A 15097-nucleotide genomic window follows, 5' to 3' on the forward strand; every position below is an offset into this window, starting at 1 on the left:
TTCACTCGATTTTTTATTTTTCGGAAAATCCCCTAGTGAGATCTTAATTTAGGAGATATCCTCCTAAGCCTAAAAACATGTAGATAATTGAATAAGATAGACCTTAAAGAGAATCTTATTTATAAAGAAACTTTTACAAAAATTGTTTTGTAATAGGCCTGATTCAAAAACAAAGATGTATGGCTTTGTAATAGGAGGTTTTTTATCTAGTGGATAACGAGCAGTATTGGGAACAAATATATGAAAAAAGTGATGAGTTAAACTCATTATATTCTTCATACTGGAATCAATATTCTAATTTCGAGACTTGGCAGTTCTGGGTAGTCATTTCTTTATTAGTCATTCCACTCATATTGCTATATTTTATGTTAGACAGAAAAAGAATTTTTGAGGTATTATTCTTCGGATATACAATCCATATGCTTTGGGGCTATATTGATCTTGCCCTTGGGCGAAACGGTTACTTTGTTCATACATATTTTCTAACACCTGTATTGCCAATCGCGACAAACATTACTGCATCGGTACTACCTGTAGGATTCTTGCTGCTATATCAATATTGTACAAATCACAATAAAAATTTCTATCTGTCTACATTATTGTTAAGTGCAATATTTGCATTTGGTTTTGCTGGTATTGAAAGATTTTTGGGGTTAGTGGAATTTAGAAAAGGAATGAATCATTTTTATCTTTATTTAATTGACTTGGGGATCGTATTTATTACTTACTGGTTCACAAAGTTGATCTTAAGACTAAGAGATGTAGTACGTACTTAATGTATCATTGTTAGATGAAGAGGCATAAAAAATAAGGCTTGAGGATATATTCACTCAAGCCTTATTTTTCAGGAATTAGTGTTTAAAGTACATCAAAATTAAATAACAAGTTTATTTGCCTGTAGCTGTATTTACCTTTTTATTTAGCAGCTAACACATACTTCTCAATGGCATGTGCAACACCATGCTCATTATTTGTTAATGTTACGACATCCGCCAAATCTTTTACGGTTGGATCTGCATTTCCCATGGCAACAGAAAGACCGGCTACCTCTAACATTGGAACATCATTGAAATTATCCCCAATTGCAACTGTATTTTCAATCGGTATGTTAAAGTATTCAGCCATAACTTGAATACCATTGGCTTTATTTCCATTTGTATCCATAACCTCAATATTAAATGGACCTGAGGTAGTAATTGAAATGCCTTCGAACGCCTTTAATCTTGCAGTAAGTTCAGTTTTTCCTGCTAGAGTAGGTACGAAGAACTTTTGAATCGCAATATTCTCGATTTTTAATACAGCTTCTAATTGATCAAATATTTTAATTGATTCTGTTTCTTTAGGCTGTTCAGTCATTAGTTTGTATTCTTTAGGAGTTAAGTTTTTCGTTATTTCTTTGTTTTCTTCTAAAAACACTAGCATACGTTCTGTCCATGATGAAGCAATAAAGATACCTTGGCTTGTATAGATTTTGAATGGATATTTATATTCATCAAGAACTGCTGCTACTTTTTTCACTGTTTCTTTATTGATTGAAATTTGACTTAATAATTTTCCGTCAGCAAGTACCATCGCGCCATTACTGCCTGCAACTGGACATTGGAGCGGGGTTTTACCAATAACCGTTTTAATATCTTCTGGTGCACGTCCAGAACAAATCATAACGATATGTCCTGCTTTTTGAGCATTTTGAATCGCTTGAACATTTTCCTCTGAAATATCAATATTAGACGATAACAATGTCCCATCAAGGTCAATTGCAATTAATTTTTTCATCTTTTCCAGTCTCCTTTTTGGTTTGTTTTTCTCGACATGTATGTATAGATTATTTCATTACTCAATTATCTATTATGACATATTTTTTGTACAATCATTAGAAAAATGTGCAAAAATATGGGCATTCGTTAAATGCTTTTCCTTTTTGTCAAAAAAAGTTATACTTTCCAATAGATGAAGGAATATGGAGGAGAATCTTTATGATTAGATTTGGAATCATCGGTACGAATTGGATAACGGAAAGATTAATTAAAGCAGCAAGTAAAGTGGAAGGTTTTTCATTAACAGCAGTTTATTCAAGAACAAATGAAAAGGCTGAGGAATTTGCTGCTAAATTTACATCCATTAAACATATATATACTGATTTAACTGAATTTGCTAGTAGTCAAGAGTTTGATGCAGTTTATATTGCAAGCCCTAATTCACTACATGCATCACAAGCAATTTTATGTATGCAAAATGGCAAGCATGTTCTGTGTGAAAAACCGATTGCTTCAAACACAAAGGAAATTATCGAGATGGTCAAAGTTGCTAATGAGCATTCAGTCGTATTAATGGAGGCTTTGAAAGTAACGTTAGTACCGAACTTTGATACCATAAAAGAAAATCTACATAAAATAGGAAAGGTGCGACGTTATTTTGCAAGCTACTGTCAATATTCCTCTCGTTATGATAAATATAAAGAAGGAATTGTCTTAAATGCATTTAATCCAGCTTTCTCCAATGGAGCATTAATGGATATCGGCATTTATTGTGTATATCCAGCAGTCGCGCTTTTTGGGGAACCAAAGCAAGTACAAGCCACAAGCTATATGCTTGAGTCGGGTGTTGACGGTGAGGGAAGTATTTTACTAACGTACGATGATATGGATGCCGTTATTATGTACTCTAAAATAACTAACTCATATGTGCCATCAGAAATACAGGGGGAAAATGGAAGTATCATTTTCGATAAAATAAACACACCAGAAAAGGTGAAAATCCACTATAAGGATGGTACTGTTGAGGATATATCAAGACCTCAGGATTCAGATGATATGTATTATGAAGTGAAGGAATTTGTCGAAGTGGTAACAAACAAAAAAGACCAATCAGAGGTGAATTCTCATCAAAATACATTAATAACGGCAAAAATTTTAGAAGATAGCAGAAAACAAATTGGTTTGGTTTATCCTGCAGATAAATAAATGATAGAAGGGATCGTTTCAAACTGCCATTAGCAGTGAGAGGCGATCCTTTTTGAATATTTAGTAGAAAAAGGGGGATAGTATACGTGGAACGATGGATTACCATAATAAACCATTGTTTATGACGAGGAGGGTAAAGGATGATAGATAATGGTGCAGATTTTGAACATCAAAAAACAAATGCTGAAAATGATGATACGCTCACAAACAGACAAGGGCATCCCGTTACAAACAACCAAAATATAAGAACGGTCGGAAATCGCGGACCTGCTACCTTAGAAAATTATGATTTTATTGAAAAAATCAGCCACTTTGATAGAGAACGTGTACCTGAGCGTGTTGTTCATGCGCGTGGTGCTGGTGCACACGGTTATTTTAAAGCATATGGAACAGCTGGTGAAGAACATGTTTCGAAATATACAAGAGCGAAATTATTTCAAGAAAAAGGGAAAAAGACCCCAGTATTTGTCCGTTTTTCATCTGTTATTCATGGTGGTCATTCTCCAGAAACGCTTCGAGATCCACGTGGATTTGCTGTCAAGTTTTATACCGAGGACGGAAATTGGGATTTAGTTGGGAATAATTTGAAAATCTTCTTTATTCGTGATGCTATAAAGTTTCCGGATATGATTCATGCCTTTAAACCAGATCCAATTACAAATATTCAAGATGGAGAAAGGTTTTTTGACTTTTGTTCCAGTTCTCCTGAAACCTTCCATATGGTCACGTTTGTTTACTCACCATGGGGGATTCCAGCAAATTATCGTATGATGCAGGGCTCTGGTGTTAATACATATAAATGGGTAAACAGTGAGGGGCAAGCAGTACTTGTGAAATATCATTGGGAACCAAAGCAAGGCATTAAAAACTTAACCCAAAAAGAAGCAAGTGAAATTCAAGCGACTAATTTTAATCATGCCACTCAAGACTTATATGAAGCGATTGAGCGTGGCGATTTTCCAGAGTGGGAGCTGCTTGTCCAAATTATGAGCGATGATGACCATCCAGAATTGGATTTTGATCCCCTTGATGATACAAAACTGTGGCCGGAGGATCAGTTTCCATGGCTGCCAGTCGGAAAAATGGTTTTAAATAAAAATCCGGAAGATTATTTTACAGAAGTAGAACAAGTGGCATTTGGGACAGGTGTTCTTGTTGATGGACTTGATTTTTCCGATGACAAAATGCTGCAAGGGCGGACGTTTTCTTATTCAGATACGCAACGCCATCGCGTAGGGGCAAATTACTTACAGCTACCAATAAATGCACCGAAAAAACGTGTGGCAACGAATCAAAGTGGCGGTCAAATGCAATATAAAGTCGATCGTGCTCCTGGTCAAAATCCTCATATTAATTACGAACCATCAATTTTGGGCGGATTAAAAGAAGCGAAACAGGCTGGAAAAGAATATACACCAAAAATTGAGGGGAACTTGGTCCGTCAGTCTATTGACCGTCAAAGCAATACAAAACAAGCAGGTGATACATACCGTAGATTTGAGCAATGGGAAAAAGATGAATTAATCTCAAACCTTGTAAACGATCTTTCTAATTGTGATCAAAGAATTCAAGATAAAATGATTGCACTTGCTGAGGAAGCAGATGAAGAGTATGGTCGCAGGTTAAGAGAGGGCTTAGCTCATGCGTCAAAAGGGGGATCTAGCCAAAAGCCGCTTGGCAACAAAGATGGAGATCATGCTCCTGAAAAAGCTGTGAAAAAAGGGCATGAAGCTGATCCATATTAAAGTTGTCTCATAGTCCTTGAGGAAAAGTTAAATACCTTTATGATGGCATAGCTTGAGGACGTTAAAATTTCAACGGCTTCAAGCTTTTTTTGTAGGGGGATAAAGAGGGTATAGGTTATAATAGAAGGAAATAAACGTAGATACATAGAAATTAGCAAAAAAGGGGGAAGTTTATGACAGAAATGCCAATCGACGTACAAAGACAGATTAAACATCAAGGTTTATCAAAAACAAAAATATTTAGAAGAGCATTATTTATTTTTGTCGGTGCAGTCTTAATGGCTGTCGGTTTAGAGATTTTCTTAGTTCCTAATAAGGTAATTGATGGAGGAATTGTCGGGATTTCAATTATTCTTTCTCATCTTTTAGGGATGAATCTTGGTCTATTTATTTTCCTCCTTAATATTCCTTTCTTCTTCATTGGTTATAAACAAATTGGCAAAACCTTTGCACTATCTACTTTGTTTGGAATTACCATTCTTTCAATCGCTACAGCACTTTTTCATCCTGTTCCCGCTTTTACTGAGGATATCCTTTTAGCAACTGTCTTTGGTGGTATTATTCTAGGAATTGGTGTTGGACTTGTTATTCGCTATGGCGGTTCATTAGATGGAACCGAAATTTTAGCCATTTTAGCGAATAAGAGATTACCATTTTCAGTTGGCGAAATTATTATGTTTTTCAATATCTTTATCCTTGGAAGTGCCGGATTTGTCTTTGGCTGGAATCGAGCGATGTATTCATTGATTGCATATTTTGTTGCTTACAAAACAATTGATATTGTGATACAGGGACTAGATGAATCAAAATCAGCCTGGATCATTAGTGATCAGCACCGCGAAATTGGTGATGCCATTTTAGCTCGTTTAGGCCGTGGTGTAACATATCTTAATGGTGAAGGTGCATATACAGGTGATGATAAGAAAGTTATATTCTGTATTATTACCCGTTTAGAGGAAGCAAAATTAAAATCGATCGTAGAAGACATCGATTCTTCTGCCTTTTTAGCAGTGGCAAACATTGCAGAGGTTCGGGGCGGAAGGTTTAAGAAAAAAGATATTCATTAATTATGTTGGAACTCTGTGGAGAGGATTGTACCGCAGAGTTTTTTTTGTACGGGCTGCTATCTGCCTTACACTGTCCTGCTTTTCTAAAATGATTGGGCTATTTCTATTTCATCTTTCATACCTATATAAGGACAAGTGCTGCTTGGACGTGAAAAATAAGTAAGGGTGTGAACATATGGAAGAAGCGATTCTGAATGTATTAGAATGGCTGACAAGCCTGGGGTATTTAGGGATAGCGCTAGGTTTAATGCTAGAGGTTATCCCGAGTGAGATTGTGTTAGGATATGGTGGATATTTAATCGTGCTTGGAAAGGTCAGTTTTTTTGGAGCATTTGCTGCAGGAGTGATTGGCGGAACAATTGCACAGTTATTTCTTTATTGGATAGGGAGCTATGGAGGCCGGCCTTTTCTTGAGAAGTTTGGTAAATTTCTTTTATTAAAGAAGCATCATTTAGATTTATCAGAGGCCTGGTTTGAAAAGTATGGATCTGGCGTTATTTTCGGTGCAAGGTTTATTCCTGTTGTCAGGCATGCGATTAGTATACCTGCAGGGATTGCTAAAATGCCGTTATGGAAATTCACCGTTTACACCTTAGCTGCTATGATTCCATGGACGGTATTCTTTTTATATTTAGGGATAGAATTAGGAAGTAATTGGATGTATATAAAGGAAGCTGCCCGTCCCTATTTAATCCCGATCATTAGCTTTTCCCTTTTAATGGCTGGGGTTTATTACTTAGTGAAAAAGTTTAGGAATCCTCGGACAAACTAATAAAATTATTTACATACCCTTCACATTTTCTCAGAAGGGTATTTTTTAGTTCTTAATGTATACTAGATATTATAAGAAAACAAACATTCTTCTTGATAATTGGAACAAGATGAAATAATTTTATTTTTCCAAATGATTCGTTATAGTAAATAGTAGATTAAGTAAAGAAGAGGGAAAAAATATGTCAACGAAAAAAAATGAGTCAAGAAAAATCGCTAGGATATCATTAATTATTATGGGGGGTGGGTTCATCGCAACAATCCCGTTTCAAGGTACATTTTGGGTAGATTTATTACAAGGCGGCTTTGAGGCAGGGCTTGTTGGCGGATTAGCAGACTGGTTTGCCGTTACAGCTTTATTCCGACATCCACTCGGTTTAAAAATCCCACATACAGCACTGTTGCCAAATAATCGTCAACGACTAACAAATGCATTAGTAAAGATGCTGAAAAATGACTGGCTTTCTAAAGAAAGTATTCAAGAGAAAGTAAAATCTGTTGAATTTTCGGAGAAGCTGTTTCCAATTGTAGAAAAAGAAATACAAAAGGAAGCTTTTCAAAAAGGTTTAGTCGAAATGCTAAAGAGATTGATTCGTTATATAGATGTAGAGAAGCTGGCACCTTTTATTAAAAAACAATTAATCTCTAATCTCTCCAAAGTTGAAATGAGAAAGCTTCTTGGTATAATCAGCGAAAAACTCCTTAGTGAACAATTTGATAAGAAATCATTGGATTTTTTGTTAAAAAAGGCGGAGTCTTGGTTAAATCATGAACAGACAAGTCAAAAATTAGGTACAGTTTCAATGAATATGCTCAATAAGATTGAGGTAGATGGCATTCTGCAATTTGCCCTTAAGTCTATTCAAAATATTCTAAGTGAAGAAAAACTAGGTACGATTATAAAAAATCTCTTATTAAGTGTTGTCAGTAATTTGCAAAAAGAGGAAGAACCAAATAGAAAAGCATTAATTCTTTATATACAGAAAGAGATTTTAGGCTTGGATGCTAACGAGGAATTAATAAATGGAGCTGAAAAATGGAAAAATCAATTTTTAGCAAATTGGGAGCCTGATCAAACAATTAAGAATAGCCTTGAACAAATAAAACAACTTGGACTTGAATTCGTAGAAGCCGACAATTTCATTGATACATATCTTATGCCTCTCGCACATCGCATACTAGACATGCTAAAGGAAAAAAATAACGAGATTGACCATTGGATTCGAAAACAAATCGCCGTTCTAGTTGAAAAAAATCATGCACAGATCGGCAATCTAGTCCAAGAAAATTTAGATAAACTAGACAATGAAACACTTATTTCGATGATGGAAAATAATATCGGAAAAGATTTACAATGGATTAGAGTGAATGGAGCTGTTTGTGGTTTCATCATTGGGATTATCCTAACAGGTGTACAAGCTCTCTCTACTTTATTTTAACGTGTTTTTATGCTTAAGAGGGATTACTATGGAAATTTGGTGTTCTTTCAAGTAAGAAAGAGAAGCTTAGATACATCAATAGAAAAGGAGCGTGATTTCAAAAGTCACGCTCCTTTTTCTCATTAAAAGGTATAAAGATGTTTAGTTTGATGAAACAAGGCACTTACGCTTTGTTAATGATTCGCAACATTAGCATTTGTTTTATCGTAGACGGCTAGCTTTTTAACAAGAGTTGAGCTGTCTTGATTCAGTCCCACAATGCTAACCTCTGTACCGTTTTGTTTATATTTTAAAACAATTTTATCAATTGCACCTACTGCAGAATCATCCCATATGTGTGCCTGACTAAAATCGATCACCACATGACTGATCTCTTCTTTATAATTAAAGTTTGAGACTAAATCTGTCACGGAAGCGAAAAATAATTGCCCTTTTACACTGTATATTTTCTTACTGCTTTTTTTATCGAGCTTTGAATCTACATATACTTTTGAAATTTTAGCAGCAAAGAAGACAGCACTTAGTAAAACACCTGCAAGAACACCTTTTGATAAATCATGTGTAAGCACAACGGTCACTACAGTTACAATCATAACGGCAGAATCGGAAATAGGTATGATGTGCAGTTTTCTTAAAGAAGACCAGTCGAATGTTCCAATGGAAACCATGATCATAACAGCTACTAAAGCAGCCATTGGGATTCTCACCAAGATATCGTTTAGCAAGATAATTAAAATCATGAGAAAGACGCCGGCAACTAATGTAGATAATCTGCCGCGGCCGCCGGATTTAATATTGATTCCTGATTGGCCAATCATTGCACAGCCAGCCATTCCTCCGAAGAAACCAGCGATAATATTGGCAATACCTTGGCCTTTAGCTTCTTTGTTTTTATCACTTTCTGTATCTGTCATATCATCAACAATTTGTGCCGTTAAGAGAGACTCTAATAAGCCAACAAGAGCTAATGCGATTGAGTAAGGTAAAATAATTTGTAGTGTCTCAAAATTAAACGGTATCTCTGGAATTGAAAATAATGGTAAAGTTTGGGTTAATTCTCCCATATCGCCTACTGTCCGAACAGATACTCCTGATAAAATAGCAAAAATAGTCATGACAATAATGGCTATAAGCGGTGACGGAACTACTTTTGTAAATCTGGGCAGTATATAAATAATTGCCAAAGAGACAGCAACCATTACATACATAACCCATGTTTCCCCAACGAAGTGCGGCAATTGTGCCGTGAAAATTAAAATCGCTAAAGAGTTAACAAACCCTATCATGACAGAACGTGGAATAAACTTCATAAGTTTTCCTACTTTTAGAACACCTAGAATGATTTGAATAATCCCCGTTAAAATGGTTGCAGCTAGTAAATATTGGAGTCCATGTTCAGCTACTAACGTAACCATAACTAATGCCATTGCACCTGTTGCAGCAGATATCATCCCAGGTCTTCCACCTACAAAGGCAATTACGACGGCAATACAAAATGAAGCGTACAATCCAACCATTGGATCAACACCCGCAATAATGGAAAACGCAATTGCTTCAGGTATAAGGGCTAATGCAACAACAATCCCTGATAAAATATCACCCCGAATATTCCCAAACCATTGTTGTTTTAATGTTTGTGTGTTCAAAACTGCACCTCTTTCTTCTATCTTTAATTGTGAAAAAATAAATGACTTTTAACTCTCATAAAAGTCCCGTCCGTTATTAACGGTCATGATTATATCATTAAACAAAGTATTGTAATAACCTTATGTAAGCGTTTTAATATATGATTTATTTTAAATATCAATCATATCCTTCAAATTTAGTCCATATTTGTAAGATTACTTCAAAAATAAAAGGCAAAAGTCGTATGGGATATTCTTGCAATGAAAAAAGTTGACTCAAAGTAATGGAAAAGTAATCATCACTTTACGAAGTCAACTGTAAAAAGGATTATTTTATTTTGTTGGTTGGTTTAAGCAAAGAAAGTCCTCTTGCATCTATTTCTTTTTCTAGCATTTTTATAAAATCTTCACAAACTTGCAATTTGCTTGCCTCATGATAGCTTTTTAAAAGTGTTTTGTCTGACAAAGTTGAAAATCTCAATCCAACCTCCTAACCACATCCTAAAAGAACAGAGGATGCTTATTTTAGTCTGTGTCTACTACATACCACTAAGTTCACAACATTAAACGAGGACTTAGCGGTAAGTGAGAAAAACAGTACGAATGGATTGTTTTTTACTATCAAAAAATTGAGGTTTTACCATGCAAATGGTGAGAAAACTTTTGTTTGATTAATCGTTAGAATTATAAATCATCAAATCCATTATCAACATGATTTACTTTTGTATATTGTCTGGATTTTTGTTCAAAGAAATCTGATTTTCCTAAATCTACTTCCTCATATGCTTTTATCCATTTAAGAGGATTTGTGCGATAGCCTTCAAAAGGTCGTTCATATCCTAGTTGATGACAGCGAACATTTGCATAAAATTTAATATAATCCTCGATATCCTGCATATTTAATCCATCCATTTTATTACCAATAATAAATTTTCCCCACTCGATCTCTAATTCAGCTGCTTGGATGAATGTATCCTTAACAAAAGCAGCAAGCTCGTCTGTTGCATATTCCGGATATTGGTTTAAAACTTCTTTAAAGATTTGCACAAACAAGTCGACATGAAGTTGTTCATCACGATTAATATAGTTAATCATCGTACTTGTCGCGACCATTTTTTGATTACGTGCAAGGTTGTAGAAGAAGGCAAAACCTGAATAAAAGAAGAGTCCTTCTAATATGACATCATAAACAATTGATTTTAATAAATGTTCAACTGTCGGTTGTTCCGCAAACTCTTGGTAGCCACTAGTTACAAAGTCATTTCGTTTCTTTAAAACAGGTTCATTTCGCCAGTACTCAAAAACTTCATCTTGAGTTTGTTTAGGAACAAGGCTCGATAGAACATATGAATAAGAATGATTGTGAATAACTTCCTGCTGGGCAAGAATGATCATTAGTGCATTGATGCTTGAGTCCGTAATATAATCTGCAACTTTTCCAGCATAATCAGTTTGAATACTATCAAGTAGAGCAAGCAGTCCGATTATTTTCAAAAAAGCTTCTTTTTCATCATTTGTTAAGGCTGGGTATTGTTTTATATCTTGTGCCATATTGATTTCAAAGGGAGTCCAGAAATTAGCGAGCATTTTTTTATAGCGTGGATATGCCCATGGGTAAGCAACATCATCCCAGTTTAATACATTGGAGCTTTCACCATTGATGATTGCCGTTGAGCGGTTTGGTGCATTAGCGTCCATAATTTTACGTTTGTTCAAGGTTATGTTCTGCATGTTTATGTGCTCCTTTTTAAAAGGTTAGGTTATCTAGAGATAGATAAAGCTCCTAGTCAATTTGTGCCTAGGAACTTCATGTGAAATTTGATTTTAATATATTCCTGTTATGCTTGTCGTAGCTGAACAGGCGCTTCCGCTTTTCGGTATTGTCTAGCTCCAGCGCCTAGCCCCTCGGGGTCATAAGTCACGCATTAATTGAAGGCAAAGAACACCTTCTATTCATACGCGCCTTATGCCTGTCGGGGCTGAACAGGCACTTCCGCTTTTCTAGTTAACTAGCGCAAGAATCGCATTCTTCAATAGTGCTAGATGTTGAGCGTACATAGTAGGTTGTTTTCAAACCTTCTCTCCATGCTGATAGATGGAGGTTTAATAAGTCTTTTGCTTTGATTGTGTTTTGTACGTATAAATTAAAGGAAATCGACTGGTCGATATGGTGTTGTCTTGCTGCATTCTGTTTGATGCTCCAGTGCTGGTCAATAAAATAAGCTGATTTATAAAACCAAGTAGTTGTTGGATTTAAGTCAGGTACTGTTACTGGAATTTTGTAATCTTTCTTTTCTTCAGAGTATACTTTTTGGAAAATCGGATCGATGCTGGCCGTACTTCCAGCAATGATCGATGTTGATGCATTTGGTGCGACAGCCATTAAATAACCGTTGCGAATTCCGTATGATTTAACTGCCTCTGATAGTGAATTCCAATCTAATTGGCTTTCAGCTGAGGAATAGCCTCTTTTTTCGAAGTATGTTCCAGTTTCCCAATCAGAGCCTTTGAAAACAGAATATGCACCTTTTTCTTTCGAAAGCTCCATACTTGCTTGAATGGTGAGAAAGGCAATTTTTTCATATAGTTTATCTGCAAATTGAACGGCCTCTTCATGCTCCCATTTAATTTGTTTGAGAGCTAATAAATGATTCCAGCCAAATGTGCCAAGACCGATTGCGCGGTATTTCTCATTTGTTAATTTTGCTTGAAGCACAGGAATTGTATTTAAATCAATAACATTGTCTAGCATTCTTACTTGAATCGGAATGAGTTTTTCTAATACATCATCCATTACTGCTTTTGCAAGGTTAATAGAAGAGAGGTTACAGACAACAAAATCACCTGGTGTTTTTACTGTAATAATTTTTCCATCCTCTGTGTATTGCTCTTCAACAGTAGTCGGGCTCTGATTTTGCGTAATTTCCGTGCAGAGATTACTGCAGTAAATCATGCCTTGATGTGAGTTTGCATTTTGTCTATTTACTTCATCACGATAAAACATATATGGTGTACCAGCTTCCAATTGGCTAATCATGATACGTTTCATCATTTCAATTGCTGGAACTTTTTCTTTTGTTAGTGATTCATTGTTAACGCACTCCCAGTACTTTTCACGGAAGCTGCCATTTCCTTTTTCTTCATCGTAGAAGTCCTCGATGCTATATCCCATCACTTTGCGGACTTCATGTGGATCAAAGAGATACCAATCGCCACGAGCTTCAACCTGCTCCATAAAAACATCTGGTATGCAAACACCTGTAAATAAGTCATGTGTACGCATCCGTTCGTCACCATTGTTTAGCTTGGCATCTAGGAAAGAGAAGATATCTTTGTGCCAAACATCTAAGTATACGGCAATCGCACCTTTACGCTGGCCTAGTTGATCAACGCTGACTGCTGTGTTGTTGAGTTGTTTCATCCATGGAATGACGCCAGATGAAACACCTTTAAAACCTTTAATATCACTGCCGCGGCTGCGAATTTTTCCAAGGTACGCGCCTATCCCGCCGCCCGATTTAGATAAATTAGCAATATCCGTATTACTATCAAAAATTCCTTGTAAACTATCATCAATCGTATCAATGAAACAGCTGGATAATTGTCCAATAGGCTTGCCAGCATTTGATAGTGTCGGGGTTGCTACTGTCATATAAAGATTACTCATTGCCCAGTAAGCTTGTTTGATAAGCTCTAGTCGATGTTCTTTCGTCTCGCCAGCCATCAATGTCATCGCAATGATTAAAAACCGTTCTTGTGGAAGCTCATAGATTTTCTTTGAAAAATCGCGTGTTAAATAGCGATCTGCTAATGTGCGAAGACCAATATATGTAAACAGTCGGTCATTTTCCGGTTGAATAAAGGTGCCTATCTGATCAATTTCCTCTCTTGAATACTGCTCTAGAAGTTTTGAATGGTAAAGACCCTTTGAAACAAGCGTTTTAATAAGATGTGTGAAGCTTCCATATTTATGCTCTTTGTCATAACCTCGATTTTTAGCCGCTTCTTTATAAAGCTTTGATAAGTAAATTTGAGCGCAAAAGTAAGTCCATTCAGGCTCATGTTCATTAATATTTGCTAAACCTTCTAATATCAGTAAATTTGTGAGTTGTTCAGACGTATACGAATCCCTTTGGAGAATAGTGTTTTCGATTCGAATTAAATAATCGTCTATTTGAAGTGAAGGGAAAAGCTGATGTATGTTTTTAATAAATGATGTAAGTTTGTTCGTGTCAAATGCTTCTTGTTCTTGATTATCATCAATGATTATAGGTGTAGCAGTTGTACTCATAATAATTCCTCCAACTATTCGTTTTGATTCTCGGGAAAAGGAGATAAAACGACAGATAAGAAGAATAGGAGAGTAATAACCCATGGTGACTTTCTATCGTTCCATCTTCTCAGTCCCCGAAGAAATTGAAACTTTGGCAAGTTTAAGGCAGGTCTCCTGACTTATGGTCATCCTACTATGAGTCCTTCCCATACTTGATGTACAGTGGTTTTCTCAGTTCGTCACACTTACAGTTGCGGGGACAGTTCTGGAATTACACCAGATTCCCTTTTAGCCAAATTGGCACCTCTTACTCGCTAAATACAATATATAGTTTTAAAAAGTATGAATTTATCAATATGTAGTAACTATATTCTATATACATGATATAGCAGACTTGCAAATTAAGCAACCAATACTTTTTAATTGTCGAAAAATATCGATAGGCATATGAAAAGAAGCCCCCTGTCTCTAGGAGACTTCTAACAAATTAGATATGATCAACTATATCAGGTAGTTCTAGAATTGGTTTAATCGTAAGATTTTCTTCGAAAGGTAGAAAATCAATATGTCTAATTTTAGTAGCAACATCATACTCGCCAATTAAGGTATCCAGAAGGATAAATACAGCTCCATCCAAATCTTGGTTATCTGTGTAGCCCTTTATGTACAGAACGATATCAATTTGATCACCACTGTAAGCTTCATATGAAAAAAATATATCAGCTGGATCTAATTCAACCTCATTATATTGAATCGTGAATTCCTTCCCTCTTTGACGAAAAGCAGTAATGATAAAATGGTCTAGCTTAGGAGCTGCTTCCACAAGGTTAATTACATCTGGGAAGGTTGAATAAATACCATCAGCACTTATGATAAATTCACGTTTTCCATCTATTAATTCAACACTAAATTCAAATGTTAAATCTCGATTAATCTTTGCTAGCTGTTTACTAAGACTCTTAAATAAGGGTTCAACATTATTTTCATCTAGATGAAAAAATTCGTCCGAGTGTTTGATGAACCATGTCCAAAAATTATGATATTTGTTACCGAATAATCTAGTAAGCATGCAAATCACCTTTTATCCTAATTATACATGAAAAGGATGGAAGTGGCTGATTTTTCTAGTATTGATTATTCATAGGTTTTACTAAGGTGAGGAACGCAAATGAGAAATCATTAAAATAGAATGTAAAAAAGCAGTTCTAAAACCA

The 15097-nt window shown here is 35.6% G+C and carries 12 protein-coding genes and 1 riboswitch; of the genes, 6 read left to right on the forward strand and 6 right to left on the reverse strand.

Annotated features, from left to right (window positions below; translation table 11 throughout):
- Nucleotides 1–209 precede the first annotated feature (209 nt).
- A complete protein-coding gene (locus tag GMB29_RS03945; RefSeq protein ID WP_136353608.1) occupies nt 210–776 on the forward strand; it encodes a hypothetical protein in 567 nt (188 codons plus the stop codon).
- Nucleotides 777–915: 139 nt separating this feature from the next.
- On the opposite strand, the gene GMB29_RS03950 is transcribed toward GMB29_RS03945, so the two are convergent.
- Nucleotides 916–1776: a Cof-type HAD-IIB family hydrolase gene (locus GMB29_RS03950; RefSeq protein WP_136353609.1), complete on the reverse strand. Its 861-nt coding sequence runs from the start codon at nt 1774–1776 to the stop codon at nt 916–918.
- Nucleotides 1777–1976: 200 nt separating this feature from the next.
- Here GMB29_RS03950 and GMB29_RS03955 point away from each other — a divergent pair, with 200 nt between their 5' ends.
- From GMB29_RS03955 to GMB29_RS03975, 5 genes are all read left to right on the forward strand, one after another.
- Complete coding sequence (locus tag GMB29_RS03955; protein WP_136353611.1) at nt 1977–2963, forward strand: Gfo/Idh/MocA family protein; 987 nt, start codon at nt 1977–1979, stop codon at nt 2961–2963.
- A 140-nt stretch (nt 2964–3103) separates the two neighbouring features.
- Complete coding sequence (locus tag GMB29_RS03960; RefSeq protein ID WP_136353613.1) at nt 3104–4708, forward strand: catalase; 1605 nt, start codon at nt 3104–3106, stop codon at nt 4706–4708.
- 182 nt (nt 4709–4890) lie between these two features.
- Nucleotides 4891–5775 (forward strand): YitT family protein, encoded by an 885-nt coding sequence (locus tag GMB29_RS03965; RefSeq protein WP_406600335.1) that lies wholly within the window; start codon nt 4891–4893, stop codon nt 5773–5775.
- A gap of 175 nt (nt 5776–5950) precedes the next feature.
- On the forward strand, nt 5951–6547 hold the full coding sequence (locus tag GMB29_RS03970) for an undecaprenyl phosphate transporter UptA (RefSeq protein WP_136353617.1): 597 nt from the start codon (nt 5951–5953) through the stop codon (nt 6545–6547).
- Between the two features lie 181 nt (nt 6548–6728).
- On the forward strand, nt 6729–7985 hold the full coding sequence (locus GMB29_RS03975) for a DUF445 domain-containing protein (RefSeq protein ID WP_136353619.1): 1257 nt from the start codon (nt 6729–6731) through the stop codon (nt 7983–7985).
- A 173-nt stretch (nt 7986–8158) separates the two neighbouring features.
- On the opposite strand, the gene GMB29_RS03980 is transcribed toward GMB29_RS03975, so the two are convergent.
- The 5 genes from GMB29_RS03980 to GMB29_RS04000 form a co-directional block, all read right to left on the reverse strand.
- Nucleotides 8159–9631 (reverse strand): SulP family inorganic anion transporter, encoded by a 1473-nt coding sequence (locus tag GMB29_RS03980; RefSeq protein ID WP_136353621.1) that lies wholly within the window; start codon nt 9629–9631, stop codon nt 8159–8161.
- A 307-nt stretch (nt 9632–9938) separates the two neighbouring features.
- Complete coding sequence (gene sda, locus GMB29_RS03985) at nt 9939–10091, reverse strand: sporulation histidine kinase inhibitor Sda (protein WP_227551505.1); 153 nt, start codon at nt 10089–10091, stop codon at nt 9939–9941.
- A 203-nt stretch (nt 10092–10294) separates the two neighbouring features.
- Nucleotides 10295–11341, reverse strand: coding sequence for a ribonucleotide-diphosphate reductase subunit beta (locus tag GMB29_RS03990; protein ID WP_136353623.1), 1047 nt, complete (start codon nt 11339–11341; stop codon nt 10295–10297).
- Nucleotides 11342–11615: 274 nt separating this feature from the next.
- On the reverse strand, nt 11616–13901 hold the full coding sequence (locus tag GMB29_RS03995) for a ribonucleoside-diphosphate reductase subunit alpha (protein WP_136353625.1): 2286 nt from the start codon (nt 13899–13901) through the stop codon (nt 11616–11618).
- A gap of 129 nt (nt 13902–14030) precedes the next feature.
- Nucleotides 14031–14206: riboswitch (cobalamin riboswitch) on the reverse strand.
- A 164-nt stretch (nt 14207–14370) separates the two neighbouring features.
- Complete coding sequence (locus GMB29_RS04000) at nt 14371–14952, reverse strand: hypothetical protein (protein ID WP_136353627.1); 582 nt, start codon at nt 14950–14952, stop codon at nt 14371–14373.
- Nucleotides 14953–15097: the final 145 nt, after the last annotated feature.

This window comes from Metabacillus sediminilitoris, assembly GCF_009720625.1.
Lineage (GTDB): Bacteria > Bacillota > Bacilli > Bacillales > Bacillaceae > Metabacillus > Metabacillus sediminilitoris.